The organism is Sphingobium sp. Cam5-1, from assembly GCF_015693305.1.
Taxonomy (GTDB): domain Bacteria; phylum Pseudomonadota; class Alphaproteobacteria; order Sphingomonadales; family Sphingomonadaceae; genus Sphingobium.
The window spans coordinates 2358309-2373579 of record NZ_CP065138.1 but is presented as its reverse complement, the minus strand read 5'-3'; the positions used below and the strand labels follow the sequence as shown (position 1 = coordinate 2373579).

The 15271-nt window shown below is 63.6% G+C and carries 16 protein-coding genes; 9 read left to right on the top strand and 7 right to left on the bottom strand.

Features of this window, described 5'->3' with window-relative positions; all coding sequences use genetic code 11:
* Positions 1–59 precede the first annotated feature (59 nt).
* Both IZV00_RS11830 and IZV00_RS11825 read left to right on the top strand, forming a co-directional pair.
* Positions 60–488, top strand: a complete 429-nt coding sequence (locus tag IZV00_RS11830; protein WP_196224824.1) for a VOC family protein — start codon at positions 60–62, stop codon at positions 486–488.
* 49 nt (positions 489–537) lie between these two features.
* Positions 538–774, top strand: coding sequence for a hypothetical protein (locus tag IZV00_RS11825; RefSeq protein ID WP_196224823.1), 237 nt, complete (start codon positions 538–540; stop codon positions 772–774).
* Between the two features lie 28 nt (positions 775–802).
* On the opposite strand, the gene IZV00_RS11820 is transcribed toward IZV00_RS11825, so the two are convergent.
* Positions 803–1738 carry a ribose-phosphate pyrophosphokinase gene (locus tag IZV00_RS11820; protein ID WP_196224822.1) on the bottom strand — a complete coding sequence of 312 codons (936 nt, stop codon included), beginning with the start codon at positions 1736–1738 and terminating at the stop codon, positions 803–805.
* Positions 1739–1855: 117 nt separating this feature from the next.
* Between IZV00_RS11820 and IZV00_RS11815 the strand changes: the two genes are divergently transcribed.
* A complete protein-coding gene (locus IZV00_RS11815) occupies positions 1856–3511 on the top strand; it encodes an NAD+ synthase (protein ID WP_196224821.1) in 1656 nt (551 codons plus the stop codon).
* Between the two features lie 4 nt (positions 3512–3515).
* Positions 3516–4844 (top strand): glutamate--tRNA ligase, encoded by a 1329-nt coding sequence (gene gltX / locus IZV00_RS11810; RefSeq protein WP_196224820.1) that lies wholly within the window; start codon positions 3516–3518, stop codon positions 4842–4844.
* A gap of 122 nt (positions 4845–4966) precedes the next feature.
* Here gltX and IZV00_RS11805 read toward each other — a convergent pair whose 3' ends face one another.
* The 4 genes from IZV00_RS11805 to hemC form a co-directional block, all read right to left on the bottom strand.
* The gene (locus IZV00_RS11805) at positions 4967–5758 is read right to left on the bottom strand and encodes an esterase/lipase family protein (protein ID WP_196224819.1); all 792 of its coding nucleotides are present in this window, start codon (positions 5756–5758) and stop codon (positions 4967–4969) included.
* Between the two features lie 115 nt (positions 5759–5873).
* Positions 5874–6761: a hypothetical protein gene (locus tag IZV00_RS11800; RefSeq protein WP_196224818.1), complete on the bottom strand. Its 888-nt coding sequence runs from the start codon at positions 6759–6761 to the stop codon at positions 5874–5876.
* Positions 6762–6771: 10 nt separating this feature from the next.
* The gene (locus tag IZV00_RS11795) at positions 6772–7440 is read right to left on the bottom strand and encodes a uroporphyrinogen-III synthase (RefSeq protein WP_196224817.1); all 669 of its coding nucleotides are present in this window, start codon (positions 7438–7440) and stop codon (positions 6772–6774) included.
* A complete protein-coding gene (gene hemC, locus IZV00_RS11790) occupies positions 7437–8375 on the bottom strand; it encodes a hydroxymethylbilane synthase (protein ID WP_196224816.1) in 939 nt (312 codons plus the stop codon). Before hemC ends, IZV00_RS11795 begins: the two co-directional genes overlap by 4 nt.
* A 44-nt stretch (positions 8376–8419) precedes the next feature.
* Between hemC and tsaD the strand changes: the two genes are divergently transcribed.
* Genes tsaD through IZV00_RS11775 form a run of 3 tightly spaced genes read left to right on the top strand, consistent with a single transcriptional unit; the run spans position 8420 to position 11995 of the window.
* The gene (gene tsaD / locus IZV00_RS11785) at positions 8420–9454 is read left to right on the top strand and encodes a tRNA (adenosine(37)-N6)-threonylcarbamoyltransferase complex transferase subunit TsaD (RefSeq protein WP_196224815.1); all 1035 of its coding nucleotides are present in this window, start codon (positions 8420–8422) and stop codon (positions 9452–9454) included.
* Positions 9451–10422, top strand: a complete 972-nt coding sequence (locus tag IZV00_RS11780; RefSeq protein WP_196224814.1) for an NAD(P)H-dependent glycerol-3-phosphate dehydrogenase — start codon at positions 9451–9453, stop codon at positions 10420–10422. The genes tsaD and IZV00_RS11780 overlap by 4 nt, the downstream gene beginning before the upstream one ends.
* A 49-nt stretch (positions 10423–10471) precedes the next feature.
* Positions 10472–11995: a lipopolysaccharide biosynthesis protein gene (locus IZV00_RS11775; RefSeq protein ID WP_196224813.1), complete on the top strand. Its 1524-nt coding sequence runs from the start codon at positions 10472–10474 to the stop codon at positions 11993–11995.
* A gap of 62 nt (positions 11996–12057) precedes the next feature.
* Here the strand turns inward: IZV00_RS11775 and IZV00_RS11770 are convergent, their stop codons facing one another.
* The gene (locus IZV00_RS11770; RefSeq protein WP_196224812.1) at positions 12058–13062 is read right to left on the bottom strand and encodes an adenosine kinase; all 1005 of its coding nucleotides are present in this window, start codon (positions 13060–13062) and stop codon (positions 12058–12060) included.
* A 108-nt stretch (positions 13063–13170) separates the two neighbouring features.
* On the opposite strand from IZV00_RS11770, the gene IZV00_RS11765 reads away from it, so the two are divergent.
* Both IZV00_RS11765 and IZV00_RS11760 read left to right on the top strand, forming a co-directional pair.
* Positions 13171–13842: an EI24 domain-containing protein gene (locus IZV00_RS11765; protein WP_196224811.1), complete on the top strand. Its 672-nt coding sequence runs from the start codon at positions 13171–13173 to the stop codon at positions 13840–13842.
* Complete coding sequence (locus tag IZV00_RS11760) at positions 13839–14207, top strand: hypothetical protein (protein WP_196224810.1); 369 nt, start codon at positions 13839–13841, stop codon at positions 14205–14207. Before IZV00_RS11765 ends, IZV00_RS11760 begins: the two co-directional genes overlap by 4 nt.
* A gap of 1 nt (position 14208) precedes the next feature.
* Here the strand turns inward: IZV00_RS11760 and queG are convergent, their stop codons facing one another.
* A complete protein-coding gene (queG, locus tag IZV00_RS11755) occupies positions 14209–15258 on the bottom strand; it encodes a tRNA epoxyqueuosine(34) reductase QueG (protein ID WP_196224809.1) in 1050 nt (349 codons plus the stop codon).
* Between the last annotated feature and the right edge of the window lie 13 nt (positions 15259–15271).

Sequence of the window (15271 nt, the reverse complement as noted above, 5' to 3'; positions counted from 1 at the left end):
GCGCCTGCTGCGCTAGGCTTGGCCAATCCGGTCCCTGATCGCGATGAAGGAGGGAAAACATGCCTGGCTCCCCAGTGATCCCTGGCCTGCGCTATGCCGATGCTCCAGCAGCAATAAACTTCCTGCAAGACGCTTTCGGCTTTGCATTGCACGCCTGTTATGAGGACGAAGCGGACCCACACATCATCCACCATGCACAGCTCATATTGGGCGAGGGCATGGTCATGCTGGGCAGCGCGCGCGACGGCGAGGCCGAGTCGCTCTACAGCTGGACTACGCCGCGCGATCTGGGCGGTGTCACAACCTGCATCTATGTAGTGGTGCCGGACGCCGACGCCCACTGCCTTCATGCCCGCAACCAGGGAGCAGTGGTGGTGAACGAGCCGCATGATAATCTCGGCTATCCCGGACGAGGCTACGAGGCGCTCGATCCGGAAGGCAACCTCTGGAGCTTCGGCACCTATGATCCTTGGGCAGCCGCCGTTTAAGCTTCCTCAACCCGCGCCGTTTATCGCTTCGTATCGGAAGGGAATCCTTGTGGCGCTGATCGGCTGGATCTTGAGTTTCGCCGCCTTGCTGGGCGCGCTGGCCCTGCGGCAGGACGCGCCTGTTGGCGGGTCAGCTACCCTTTCCAACATGCTGCTGCTGCTGGCACTGCTCGCCTGCCCGATGCTCTGGCGGGAAAAGCCGCTTGGCATTTCCCGCTCTCAGAGGGTCGTTGCCGGACTGATCCTGCTGTTCTGCCTGCCCATAATGTTGCTGCCGGGCGCCTGATAGAAGTCGCGCGGCGCAACTTTTGCGCTTAGTCGAACAGGCTGGAAACCGAGCTTTCGTCCGCGATCCGCTTGATCGCTTCGCCCAGCAGCGGCGCGATCGGCAGGTGGCGGATGCTCTTGGCATTGCACACCGCGTCCGTGCCCTGGATCGAATCGGTGATCACGAGTTCCTTGAGCTCAGAGGCCTCGACGCGCGCAACCGCGCCACCCGACAGTACGCCATGGCTCACATAGGCGACCACCTCTTCGGCCCCAGCGGCCTTGAGCGCGCTGGCGGCATTGCAGAGGGTGCCCGCCGAATCGACGATGTCGTCGATCAGGACGCAGAAGCGACCCTTAACGTCGCCGATGATGTTCATCACTTCCGATTCGCCCGCCCGCTCGCGGCGCTTGTCGACGATGGCGAGGGGGGCGTTGTCCAGCCGCTTGGCGAGGGCGCGGGCGCGAACCACGCCGCCTACGTCCGGCGACACGACCATCAGGTTGCGATCACCAAAGCGCGCCTGGATATCCGCTGACATGACCGGCGCGCCGAAAAGGTTATCGGTCGGAATGTCGAAAAAGCCCTGAATCTGCCCAGCATGCAGATCAACCGACAACACGCGGTTAGCACCCGCCGTGGTGATCAGGTTCGCCACCAGCTTGGCCGAGATCGGCGTGCGCGGGCCGGGTTTCCGGTCCTGCCGGGCGTAGCCGAAATAAGGAACGACCGCAGTGATTCGCTTGGCCGACGCGCGCTTGAGCGCATCGATCATGATCAGCAATTCCATGAGATTGTCGTTGGTCGGATAGGCTGTCGACTGAATGACGAACACATCCTCACCACGGACATTCTCGTGAATTTCCACGAAAACTTCCTCATCCGCGAAGCGGCGGACGCTCGCATCGGTCAGCGGGATCTCGATATAATCTGCAATTGCAGCCGCAAGCGGCTTGTTGGAATTGCCGGTCATGAGTTTCATGGCCAAACCCCTGTGACGATTGGATGACGGTGCGCGAAACGCGGCCCCTTTAGCCGCGCTTGCCCTCACTGGAAAGGCGCTTTTGCGCAGGGGGGCAAAATGGACTAGGGCGCGGGCATGACCGACAAACTCGTGATCGCCCTTGCCCAGATGACACAGAGCGTGGGCGACCTGAAGGCCAATGCGGATGCGATGCTCGAATGGCGAGCGCGCGCGACCGGCGCCGACCTCATCGTCTTCCCCGAGCTTCAACTGATCGGCTACCCGCCCGAAGACCTGGTGCTCAAGCCCGCGCTGGTCGATCGCGCGAACCACGAACTGGATCGCCTGGCCCAGGCGACAGCGGACGGCGGCCCCGCGATGCTGGTCGGCACCGTGGTCGCCTCCCAAGGCGTGTTGTTCAATGTCGTCGCTCTGCTGGAAGAGGGCGCCGTCACCGCCATCCGCCAAAAGCGCGAGCTGCCCAATTATGGCACGTTTGATGAAAAGCGCCTGTTCGCGCCCGGCCCGCTTCCCGCGCCAATCGATTTCAAAGGCGTGAAGATCGGCGTCCCGATCTGCGAGGACATCTGGTTCCCCTTCGTCACCGCGCATTTGCGGGCTGAAGGAGCCGAAATCCTCATAAGCCCCAATGGCAGCCCGTTCGAAGTCGACAAGGACGACCGCCGCATCAATGCCGTCGCAGGCACGCGAGTGCGCGAAACCGGCCTGCCGCTCGTCTATCTCAACCGCGTCGGCGGGCAGGACGAACTGGTATTTGACGGCGCGTCCTTCGTCATGGGCGCCGACCGCAGCATCGCCCACCAGCTGCCTGACTGGGAGGAAGCGCTCGTCCTCACCCATTGGGAAAAATGGGAAGGTCAGTGGGTCTGCATCCCCGGCGAGCGCCACGAACTCGATAGCCGCCCGGCCGACATCTATAATGCGATGGTGCTGGGCCTGCGCGACTATGTGAACCGCAACGGTTTCCCCGGCGTCGTCCTCGGCCTGTCAGGCGGCATCGACTCGGCACTCTCGGCAGCGGTGGCCGTGGACGCTCTGGGACCGGAGCGCGTCTGGAGCGTGATGATGCCCTCGCGCTTCACCAGTCAGGACAGCCTGGACGATGCCGTCGAATGCGCCCGCCTGCTCGGCATCCGCTATGACACGATCCCGATCGAGCCTGCCGTAGCAGCTTTCGATATGATGCTGGCTGAAGCGTTTGAGGGGCGACAGCGTGACCTCACGGAAGAAAATCTCCAGTCCCGCATTCGTGGCGTGACCCTGATGGGCCTGTCCAACAAGTTCGGCCATATGCTGCTGACCACCGGCAACAAGAGCGAGATGTCGGTCGGCTACGCCACCATCTATGGCGACATGGCAGGCGGCTATTCGGTCTTGAAGGACGCCTACAAGACCACCGTCTTTGACCTCAGCCGTTGGCGCAACGAGCATGTCTCGTCGCTCGGCCTTGGCCCATCCGGTCCGGTCATGCCCGAACGTGTGATCACCAAGCCGCCAAGCGCGGAATTGCGGGACGATCAGAAGGACGAAGACAGCCTGCCGCCTTATGAGGTGCTGGACCCGATCCTCTATGGTCTGGTGGAGGAGGAGCTGTCGGTCGAGCAGCTTGTCGCGCGCGGCTTCGACAAGGATGTGGTCGCCCGCATCGAACGCCTCCTCTATGTCGCCGAATATAAACGCCGCCAATCGCCCCCCGGCGTGAAGCTCGGCATGCGCAATTTCGGGCGTGATCGCCGCTATCCGATCACCAACGCTTTCCGGACCCTTTAAGCTCATGACTGTCATCACCCGCTTTGCCCCGTCGCCAACCGGCAACCTTCATGTCGGCAATATCCGCGCCGCGCTGCATAACTGGCTTTGGGCGCGCAAAAGCGGGGGCAAGTTCCTTCTGCGCCTGGACGACACCGACCTTGAGCGTTCGCGCGCGGAATATGCCGACGCGATTCGGGCGGATCTGTCCTGGCTCGGCCTGAACTGGGATGGCGAGGAAAAGCAGTCGGATCGCTTCGCCCTGTATGAAAGCCGGTTCGATCAGTTGAAGGCGTCGGGCCATGTCTATCCGGCCTATGAAACGAGCCAAGAACTGGAACTACGCCGAAAGGTCCTGCTCGGCCGGGGCCTTCCGCCGGTCTATGATCGCGCCGCCCTGTCGCTGACCCCCGATCAGATCGCCGCCTATGAAGCTGAAGGCCGCAAACCCCATTGGCGCTTCAAGCTCGATCATGATCAGCCGATCGTCTGGACCGACCTTATCCGTGGCGAGCAGCGCTTCGACCCCAAGCTGCTATCCGACCCGGTGATCCGCCGTGCCGATGGCAGCTGGCTCTACATGCTCCCATCCGTGATCGACGATGTGGACATGGGCGTAACCCATGTGCTGCGTGGCGAAGATCATGTCTCCAACACGGCGACGCAAATCCAGATGTTCGCCGCTTTGGGGGCCGGGCTTCCCTTCTTCGCCCATGAGGCATTGCTGACCGGCAGCGAAGGCAAGCTCTCCAAGCGCTTGGGCTCGCTAGGCGTCGCCCATTTCCGCGAGATCGGGCTGGAGCCCATGGCTGTCTTGTCGCTGCTCGCCCGCCTCGGCACATCACTGCCGGTAGAACCGTTCGCGAATGTCGAGCCGCTGATCGAAAGCTTCGACTTCGCGCATTTCGGACGCGCGCCCGCCCGCTTCGACGAAGCGGAACTTGCCGCACTCAACCAGAAGATCGTCCATCTTCTACCCTATGACGCCGTGTCCGGCCGCCTGCCTGCCGGGATGAATGAAGCAGGCTGGAACGCCATCCGGCCGAATCTCGAAAATGTGAGGCAAGCCGCCGATTGGTGGCGCATCGTGACCGGCCCGATCGAAGCGCCTGCGCCCGATGACGAGGATGATCGCACCTTCCTCGCAACTGCTCGGGAAATGCTGCTGGCGTTGGACTTTAACGCGGATATCTGGCCCGCGCTCACCGGCGCGCTCAAGGAGCGTACAGGCCGCAAGGGCAAAATGCTGTTCCTGCCCCTCCGCCGCGCGCTGACCGGCCTCGACCATGGTCCCGACATGGCGCAACTCTTGCCGTTGATCGGCAGGGATGAGGCGCTTCGTCGCCTTGCGTGATGCCGGCCGTAGTTTTTGAAGCGGCACCATCTCCTACCGTTCGCCCTGAGCCTGTCGAAGGGCTTTACTTCTTTTAAGAAAAAGAGGGCTTCGACAAGCTCAGCCCGAACGGGTGGAGTGGTTCAGATTGAAGACATTATAATTGGAAGCTGCGCCCTAGCCATATTCGTGCCCAACGCCTCCAACGCCTTGCCCACAGCCAATATGCCTTCGGGCGCGACAGCAAAGCCCATATGGGTGCAATCCACCTCGATGGCCCTGTCGCGCTCTCCAGGCCTGCCCATTGCGCATTCCGGCACGATAACCCCGTCGCGCCGCGACCATAGGGCAATGGTGGGGACCTGTGGCTTTACCTCCCGATTGCAGGCAAAAGGCGGGCAATCGACGGGATGACCCGCTACCAATTGATATAGCCGCCAAGCATGATTAGCGCGGGGATCACCTGAAAAAGGCGTGCCCATGGTGATGACGCCAGCAACTTTATCCTGCGCGACCTTGGCATATTCTCTTGCGAACAGCCCACCCAGGCTCCAGCCCACCAGAGTCACAGGTGCATCGGCTTCCTTGCGAATCCTGTCCACTCGCCGGTCGATTTGCTCGAGCGTGTCTGGCCGGGGACCCAGATTGCGTCCCATGCCCCAGCTGTGAGCGCTATATCCCGCAGCCTGAAGGATCGCGCGCATCATCTCCATCCGCTGCTCTGAAGCGAGCAGGCCGGGGATCAGCAGGATGTGGCGCCCATCGCCCTTTATCGCTCGCGACAAGGCACCTGCTCGGGCACGGCTGCGCGCCAGATCGATCGGCATGGAAGCGTTGCCCAGCAGATGCCGCAGGGAAGGTCGCACCGCATCGCCAGGATGCTGCGCTACGCGGCCCTTCCAGAAGCTGGTGATCGAATCGACATAAGGCGGCACGAGAAAACAGTCTCCAAGGCCCGAAGGCGAAAGATGACATTCTCATGACAAATGCGCCGCGCGTCCAATGGTTTCGCGCGGCCGTCTCAACGGCTGATCGATTATGACAGGCAGTTCAGGGCGCGAGGGGAGAGGTTTGGGCGACCGGCCCGCCACTGACGCCGTGCAGTTGGCGCGGTTCCAATATGGCTGCGGTCTCGATCAGGTCGAGCGCTCGCCGTGCTTCGATATAGCGGCGGGCGAATTGCATCCACCTGTCGGCGGCCGCCCTGCCGGGCATTTTCTCCACCTCTGCAAGAGCAGGACCTACCCGCCCCGCATCGATATAGCGCAGTGCCCGTTCCATCGCAGCCTCCGGACGCGGAGAGGGTGTGGACGTCCGCCTGATGGTGACGAGTTCGCGGGCCTCATGCTCCACCGATTCCCACCAGCTCGTCTGCGGCCCGGGCGTCGTCAATTGATCGGCGACGCCGGAAAGTCCGGCGCGCAGGTCGGCAATTGTGACCGGCTCGCGCGCCGCATTGATGATCGTTGCCACGGCGCGCGGTTGCGCCTGGCCAAAGCGCAACCTCAATTGCCCTTCGATATAGCCGAGAGGCATCCCGCTATCGAGCGCACGGCGCGCGGCGAAGGCGACCAGCAATCCCTCGGCACGGGCAGCATTTCCGGACGCTGCCTGAGCCTCTACGGTAATGCGATTGAGCCGATCTTCCAGCTGTACCACCCTTCCGTCGAGCATCTGCGCCGCATCGGCGGACAGGGGGCGTAGCGCGACGCCGGGACGCAAGTAGGGGTCGGCGGTGGTGACCGGCGGTTGCGCGCGATCATTCCAGCGGCCCTGAAAATAGAGCATTGTGCCGATGGCAAGCGCAACGCCGATCACAAAGGCAAGCAGCAGGGACGCGAAGATCGGCCAGGAACTCCGTTTGCGCGGAGGAACCGGCGCAATCGCCGTGACGCTTGTCGCGCCGCCTTCTTCGCTCATTGAGGACCTTTCTTCCATCTTGGCGGGATCATTCGCACAATCGTGCCGCGAGAGCCAGCATCCTCTCGTCATCGGGCCTGTCGGGCGCTTCGCCGCTGGCCCAGCCGGCTTCGCAAGCTGAAAGAGCCGCCGGGCTGATGGCGATGATATGGAGATCGCGCCGCCGCTCCGGGGCGATCAGTTCTGCAAGCCTGTTCCCCGCGCGGGGCGAATGAACCAGCAATATCGCCCCCGGTTCCAGCTGAGGATCAAGCTGTGCCTGCGGCCGCGCGCCGATCGTATAGACGGCCACCCGTTCGATACGCAGCTGCCCCGCCTCTATCGGGGCGAGGGTCGTGCCTCCCAGATGCAGCACCCGCCGGTGCCCGTCCGCCGCGATGCGCGCGGCAATGGCGCTGCCGTCCTGATCCCCGATGACCACATTCGCGAAACCATGCTCCGCCATCGCCTGCGCGGTAGCGCTCCCGACCGCATAGGCGGGCAGCGCCTGGTAACGGACAAGCTGCGATCCGCCGAGCCGCGCCGCCTGCGCGCTGGTCATCAACAGCGCATCGAACCGCTCGGGTGGGGGGGCGTCCCAGCTGACCGGCCGCGCCTCGAACAATGGGCAAAGGCGGGGCTGGAGGCCCAGCTTCCTTGCCCGCGCGGCAGTCTCGCTCGCGCCCGGTTCGGGCCGCAGGATGATGACCGGCCTCACGCCTCGAACAGAGCGCGCAGCTCGGCGCTGGCACGGTCGAGCAGGGAGCGTCCCAGCGCCTCCGCCGCGCTGACATCGCCGCGCGCGATGACCCTTATGTCATCCACCCGCTCGCGCCCGTCAGCGCTCAATATCTCGGCTGCGAGGCGGATCTTCCCATTCTCCAGCCGCCCCAGCGCCGCGATCGGCGAATGGCATGTCCCGCCCAGCCCTTTGAGGACCGCTCGTTCGGCCATCACGCAATCAAACGTGTCGCTATCGTTGATCTCGGCCAGCAGCTCCCGCATTTTGGCGTTTTCGTTCAGGGTCTCAATGCCCACTGCGCCCTGCGATGGTGCTGGCAGCATGACGTCAAGCGGGATGCACGTCCCGACATCCGGCTGCCCCAGCCGGTCGAGCCCTGCCGCCGCAAGCAATGTCGCATGCACCTCCCCAGCCGCCAGCTTGGCCAGCCGCGTCGCGACATTCCCCCTGAACAGCACGACCTGCGCGTCCGGTCGCAGCCGCTTGACCTGCGCCGCCCGCCGGGGAGAGCTTGATCCCACCACCGGCTTCTCGGGCAGGGCCGCAAAGCTTTCGGCGCCGACCAGCCGATCCCGAACATCGGCGCGGGGCAGCATGGCCGCAACCATGATTTCCACAGGGCGGATAGTCTCCACATCCTTCATGGAATGGACGGCAAAGTCGATCTGACCTTCCACCAGCGCCCGATCCAGTTCCTTCGTCCACAGCGCCTTGCCGCCGATTTCCGCCAACGCCCGATCCTGAATCCGGTCGCCGCTTGTCTGGACGATCACCGTCTCGATCGCGTCCGTTTCCCAGCCATGCTGGGTGCACAGCGCCTCGGCCGTCATACGCGCTTGCGCCAGTGCAAGGGGTGAACCTCGCGTGCCAAGACGGAGCGGGCGATCAGGTGCGAAAGATTGTGATGTCATATGCCGCTTGCTCTAATATCCGTGGCCATTAGATGGAAGCAGCAATGACGATCATCCTCGGCCTGGAATCTAGCTGCGACGAAACTGCGGCAGCGTTGGTGACGGCTGATGGGAAGATACTCGCCCACCGTCTCGCCACGCAGGAGGAGGCGCACCGCCCCTATGGCGGCGTCGTACCCGAAATAGCCGCTCGCGCCCATGTCGAGGCATTGGCTCCCCTGATCGAAGCAGCACTCGCCGACGCGGATTTGACCCTGGATCAGGTTGACGTGATCGCCGCGACCGCAGGACCCGGATTGATCGGCGGCGTGATGGTCGGTCTGGTGACTGGCAAGGCGCTCGCCCATGCCTTCAACAAGCCGCTGGTCGCCGTCAATCATCTCGAAGGCCATGCGCTGTCGCCCCGGCTTGCCGATCCGTCGCTGCAATTTCCTTACCTGCTGCTGCTGGTTTCCGGCGGGCATTGCCAGTTGCTCCATGTCCGTGGGCCTGGCGACTATGCCCGCCTTGCCACCACGATTGACGATGCCAGCGGCGAGGCTTTCGACAAGACGGCCAAGCTGCTTGGCCTCGGCTACCCCGGAGGTCCGGCGGTCGAGCGGGCTGCGGCAAGCGGCAATCCTAAGGCCGTTCCCCTGCCGCGTCCGCTGGTCGGAACGGCCGAGCCACATTTCTCCTTTGCCGGGCTCAAGAGCGCGGTGATGCGCGCCGCCCAATCGGGACAATATTTGACCGAAGACATTGCTGCGAGCTTCCAGCAGGCAGTGATAGATTGCCTCATCGATCGGACTGAAAAGCAGCTTGCTGCGCTGGGCGGGATAACCGCCCTGGTCGTTGCGGGTGGGGTTGCCGCCAACCAGTCAATCCGGGCAGCACTCCAGGCGCTCGCCGCCCGCTATGATCTGCCCTTTGTCGCGCCACCGCTTTGGCTTTGCACGGACAATGCCGCGATGATCGCCTGGGCCGGGGCTGAACGCTATGCAGCCGGTCTCGTTGATGATCTTACCGTTCCAGCCCGGCCGCGCTGGCCGCTGGATCCGGATGCCGAAAAAGCGCGCGGGGCAGGAGTGAAGGCATGAAGGCGGGTGTCATAGGAGCGGGCGCCTGGGGCACGGCCCTTGCGCAAACCCTTTCGTCGCAGGGTGAGGATGTCCGCTTGTGGGCGCTTGAACCGGACGTCGTCAGCGCCGTCAATCAGGATCATCTCAATCCCCTTTATCTTCCCGGGATTCCCCTTAATCTGGCCGTGCAGGCGACGGGGGACATGGCGGACATGGCTGACCGGGAACTGCTGCTAATCGTCAGCCCGGCCCAGCACCTGCGCGCTGTCGTGGCGGGACTTCCTGCCGGTATCCCACTCATCCTGTGTTCGAAGGGGATCGAAGCTGATTCCGGCCTGCTCATGTCGGAAGTTGCCAAGCAGGCCCAGCCCAGTTCGCCGATCGGCGTCTTGTCAGGCCCGACCTTCGCCCATGAAGTCGCGCGGGGGCTTCCCACCGCCGTCACCTTGGCTTGCGATGATGCGCAGCTTGCCGGGCGTATCGCGGCGCGTGTCGCCCGCCCTGCCTTCCGTCCCTACCTCTCCGATGACATCGTAGGCGCGGAGATTGGCGGCGCCGTCAAGAATGTGCTCGCCATCGCTTGCGGCGTTGCAGACGGAGCAGGCCTCGGCCTGAATGCCCGCGCATCGCTCATCAGCCGAGGCTTTGCCGAAATGACGCGTTTTGGCCTCGCGCGCGGCGCTCGCGCCGAAACGCTCTCGGGCTTGTCAGGTTTGGGTGATCTGGTTCTCACCTGTTCCTCGACCAACTCGCGCAATTTCTCGCTCGGCAAAGGGCTGGGCGAAGGCCGATCGGCTGCCGAACTGCTCGCCAATCGCCGCACTGTTGCCGAAGGCGCCTTTACCGCGCCAGTGCTGCGCAAGGCTGCGCGCGCGGCCTCTGTCGAAATGCCGGTGGTCGAAGCCGTCTGTGCCCTGCTGGAAGACGCGGCCCCTCTGGGCGAAGTCATCGACGCGCTGCTCGCCCGTCCCCTGCGTCCCGAATAAACCCGTCGCCCTGCGATCATTTATTGTTTACCATCCGGCACCAGAGAATATGACGCGACAGGGGGAACCACTTTCTTTGCCGGCTGAGCAGGCTTCCTTCGCGCAACAGGATGACATCGCGGCGCTTGCCAAAGGTGGCCGCACGAACATCTTCGGCTTTCTTCTGCGCCTGGCTGCTCGCCTCCCTTTCCTTTTCATCGCCGGTCGCTGGTACGGCGCCGATGCGCTAGGCCGTTTCGCCTATGCCGTCCTTGTCGTTGAATTCATCGCGCAACTGGCGACGCTGGGGCTGAAGCGCGGTCTGGCTGGCGCGCTGGCTCAAACCGAGCGCCCGCACAGCCATGTCGTCACGGACGCGATGCTTGTGACGCTAATCGCCGCCTCGATCGGCAGCGGCATATTGGTTGCCTTTCCGCAAGCGATGTTCCCGAACAGCGGCATCAATGGCCTTGACCGCCTTCTCGCGCTGATCGTGATTGCCGTTGCAGGGTCAGACGTTGCGCTCGCCGCTTGTGCCTATCGTTTTGACATAGGGGCCACGGTACGCGCCAGATCTATCATAGAACCCTGGGCTATCAGCATCGGCGCCTTCGCCTTCGCATTCTACTCCACGCGCGATGGCCTGATCCTCTCCTACGTCGTCTCGATGGTCGCGGCGCTTGTCGCCTCTATCATCCCCATGACCCATCACTATGGCATACCCTATGGATGGCGCCCCGACTTCGGCAGGCTTTGGCGCCTCGCGCGCCGCAACTTGCCGCTCGCCGCCGCCGACGGCGTGGAATGGGGATCGCGTCGCCTCGACCTCGCCATTCTGGGCCTGTTCGTCAGTCCCGCGATTGTCGGCGTCTACTATGTGGCGCAGCAGGTCGCCTCATTGCCGCAAAAGCTGAAAACCAGCTTTGATCCCATTCTGGGGCCGGTCATCACCCGCAACCTTGCCGAGGGCAATCTTGCCGCCATTGCGCGGCAGGTCAGTCAGGTGGGCTTCTGGATCATCGCTGCGCAGGCCGGTATCGCCCTTGCGCTTGGCATACCCGGCGAGGCGGTGATGGGACTTGTCGGGCCGCATTTCGTTGGCGGCACTGGAGCCTTGGCCTTTCTCCTGCTGGCGGAGGTCGTCGCGGCCACTGCCGTCGTCAGCGAATCCGCGCTGGTGTATATCGCTCGCCACCGCAATCTGATGATCTCGCTGTTCATGATCGGATTGCAGGCCGCGCTCAGTTTCGGACTCATATTGCTGGCGCGCCGATTTGATTTGTCTCCGATGGCGATAGCGGCGGCACCGGCTCTGGCTCTCACAATCGCGCTTGGCGTCGGCGCGCTGGTGAAAGCGCGCCTCTTGTCTCATCTGCTGAAGGCCAAGGTAAATGCCTGGCGCTGGCCATTGCTCAGCGCATGCGGCGCTGCCTGCATCGTCGGCGCCGCCTTTGTCGCTCTGCCGCCCGCGCTGGAATGGATCGAACTTGTTTTCGGTGTGGGGACGATTTTGGCGGTCTACGGCTTTGTCATTTGGCGATGGGGCTTCGGCCCCGATGACCGGGCCTTGTTCCGGCGCCAGAAAGCCGCCTGACCCAAATAGTTTAGGGGGCGGCTTGGATTTTCCCGGTCGCTACGGGTGGGAGTTTCGCGGTCTTACCGCCCCAGCTTAGCCCGGATCAGCTTCAGATCCTGTTCCGGCCGCGCGCCCCAATGGGAAATCACTTCGGCTGCGGCTGCTGCGCCCAGTTCGAGGCAATGATGCACGTCCAGTTCCTCGATATGACCCGCAAGGAATCCTGCGGCGAACAGGTCGCCCGCACCCGTGGTGTCGATCACCTGTGCAACAGGCGCCGCGGGCACCTCGTAGCGAACGCCGTCCACCACAGCGATCGCGCCCTTTTCGCTGCGCGTCGATATCAGCACTGGCACGCGTCCGGCGAATGATGCCACCGCTTTGTCAAAATCATCGATCTGCGCCAGCGACTGAATTTCATGCTCGTTGGAAAAGAGGATGTCGATCAACCCCTGATCGATGAGTTGCACGAAATCATCCCGATGCCGCTCAATGACGAAGCCATCCGACAGCGTGAAGGCAACCTTGCGGCCCGCCCCCTTCGCGGCGTCGATGGCGGCACGCATGGCGGCACGCGGCTGTTCAGGATCCCACAGATAGCCTTCTAGATAGAGGATCGATGCTGAACGGATCAGGTCGAGGTCGAGGGCCGATTCGGGCAGAAACTGCGACGCGCCCAGGAATGTGTTCATCGTGCGTTGAGCGTCGGGCGTCACCAGGATCAGGCAGCGCGCGGTGGGCACCTCGCCCTTCACCGCTCGCGTATCGTAGCGGATGCCGAGGGCGCGCACATCATGGGTGAACACTTCGCCCAACTGGTCGTCGCGCACCTGCCCGATGAAGGCGCAGCGCTTGCCCAGTGCCGCCAGGCCAGCCAGCGTGTTCGCCGCTGATCCACCGCTGACCTCCTTGCCGGCGCCCATGTCGGCATAGAGCGCCTCGGCCGTCTCCGCGTCGATCAGCTGCATGCCGCCCTTGGTCAGTGCATGTTCGGCAAGGAACGCGTCATCGCTAGGAGCAAGCACATCGACAATGGCATTGCCGATCGCGACAACATCTAGCGAGGGGGCAGCAGCAGCGGTCACGCGATATCCTTACTCAAAGGCTCAAAATCGCGCCGTGTCTATCGAGCCGCGCTGCTGCGTGCAACGTTGCAGATTGACCCTGCGTGCCGAGCGCGGAATAGCGTGCCCATGGTGATCGCCGCCGCCCTTCGAGCCTTTCCCGTCATCTTCCATCGGGCTGCTCTGCGCTTGTTGGCCAAGACGCTCATGCTGACGCTGCTGATCTTTGCGCTGGCGGGACTGGGTCTTTGGACAGCAGTCCACGCAACGCGCGCATATTTCGGCTGGAGTGGCGGTGGCAGCCTTGCGGAAGCTGTAGTTACGACCCTGAGCCTCGCCGCGCTCGCATGGCTGCTCTTCCGTACCATCGCCATGGCAGTCATGAACATGTTCGCCGACGACATCGTGGCTGCGGTCGAACGGGACAGCTATCCCGCCGCCGCAGCCGCCGCGCGGCCCTTGGGCTTCGCGCCCAGCTTGCGGCTTGCCCTGGCTTCGGCCGCGCGAACGGCGGGCTGGAACATGCTGGCGCTGCCCGTCTACCTCCTTCTTCTGGTCACCGGCATTGGCACGATCCTGCTCTTCCTGGCGCTTAACGCCTATCTTCTGGGTCGCGACCTCAGCGATATGGTGGAACAGCGGCATCCCGGGCTTTCGCCGATCCCTCGCCTCGGCCGGTGGCTCATGGGTCTCGTCTCGGCGCTTATGTTCCTCATCCCCTTCATCAACTTGCTTGCGCCCGTTTGGAGCGCGGCTATGGCGGTGCACATGCTGCATGGCGTCCGGAACAAGTCACGATGAAAGCCCCCCAACATATCCTCTCGGTCTTGCTTGCGCTGCCACTGGCAGCTTGCGGCGGGTCGATTGTGCCGCCTGCCCCGATGCGCCCGTCTCCAGCTGGTCCGCCCGCCAGCGCTTTCATGAAATCGGGTCCGCTCATGGGAATGGACGCGCGCCACCTCGTCCAGCAATTCGGTACGCCTCGGCTTGATATCCGGGAAAGCACCATGCGTAAGCTCCAGTTCGCTAACGGCCGCTGCGTTCTGGACGCCTATCTTTACGCGCCAGCTCGCGGCAAGGAGCCCGTCGTCACCCATGTCGACGCCCGCACCCCCGCCGGGGTCGATACGGATCCGGGCGCCTGCGCTTCAGCGCTGAGGCGGTAGGTCACGACGCAGACAGCCGCTCCACGGCCCACGCCGCCGCTTCCGCCACGACAGGATCGTCATCGCTCAGCAATGGGTGCAATCGCGCCAGCAGGCCGGGGTCACCACTATTCCCTGCCGCTATCGCCGCGTTGCGGACCATCCGGTTGCGCCCGATCCGCTTGATCGGCGACCCTGAGAAAACCTCCCGAAACCCCGCATCGTCCAAAGCCAGCAGGTCACCAAGTTCAGGCGCGGCCAGTTCGGCCCGCCCAACAAACGCCCGGTTTGCCGCTGCCGCATCAGCGAACTTGTTCCACGGACACACCGCCAGACAATCGTCACAGCCGTAGATGCGATTGCCGATCTTCTCGCGAAACTCAGGCGGGATCGGCCCCTTATGTTCGATGGTAAGGTAAGAGATGCACCGCCGCGCATCCACGACATAGGGCGCGGGAAAGGCATCGGTGGGGCAGGCCGACTGGCAGGCCGTGCAACTGCCGCAATGATCCACTTCGGGCAGGTCGGGTTCCAGGGCCAGTTCGCTATAGATCGCGCCCAGGAACAGCCAGTTGCCATGTACCCGGCTGACGAGATTGCTGTGCTTTCCCTGCCAGCCCAGACCGGCCGCCGCCGCCAGCGGCTTTTCCATAACCGGCGCGGTGTCCACGAAGACCTTAAGGGCGCTCGCCTGCTCCTCGACCAGCCAGCGAGCGAGGCTCTTCAGTCCCTTTTTCACGACGTCATGATAGTCGCGCCCCTGTGCGTACACGGAAATGCGTCCACGTGTCCCTTCCTCCGCCAGTGCCAGCGGGTCGCGGCCCGGAGCATAGCTCATCCCCAGCATGATGACGCTGCGTACGTCGGGCCACAGCGCGTTTGGCGAGCCGCGCTGTTCGGCGCGCTCCTCCATCCACAGCATCTCGCCATGGCAGCCATCGTCCAGCCATTGGCGCAGCCGCCGCCCGGCCTCGGGCGCGGCGTCCGCGCGCGCGATCGCGCATGCGGCAAAGCCCAGCTGCTGCGCCTGCGCCTTCAGGCGCTGTTCCAAGGTTTCGGTTTGCGTTGGCATGCTGTGCGACTAT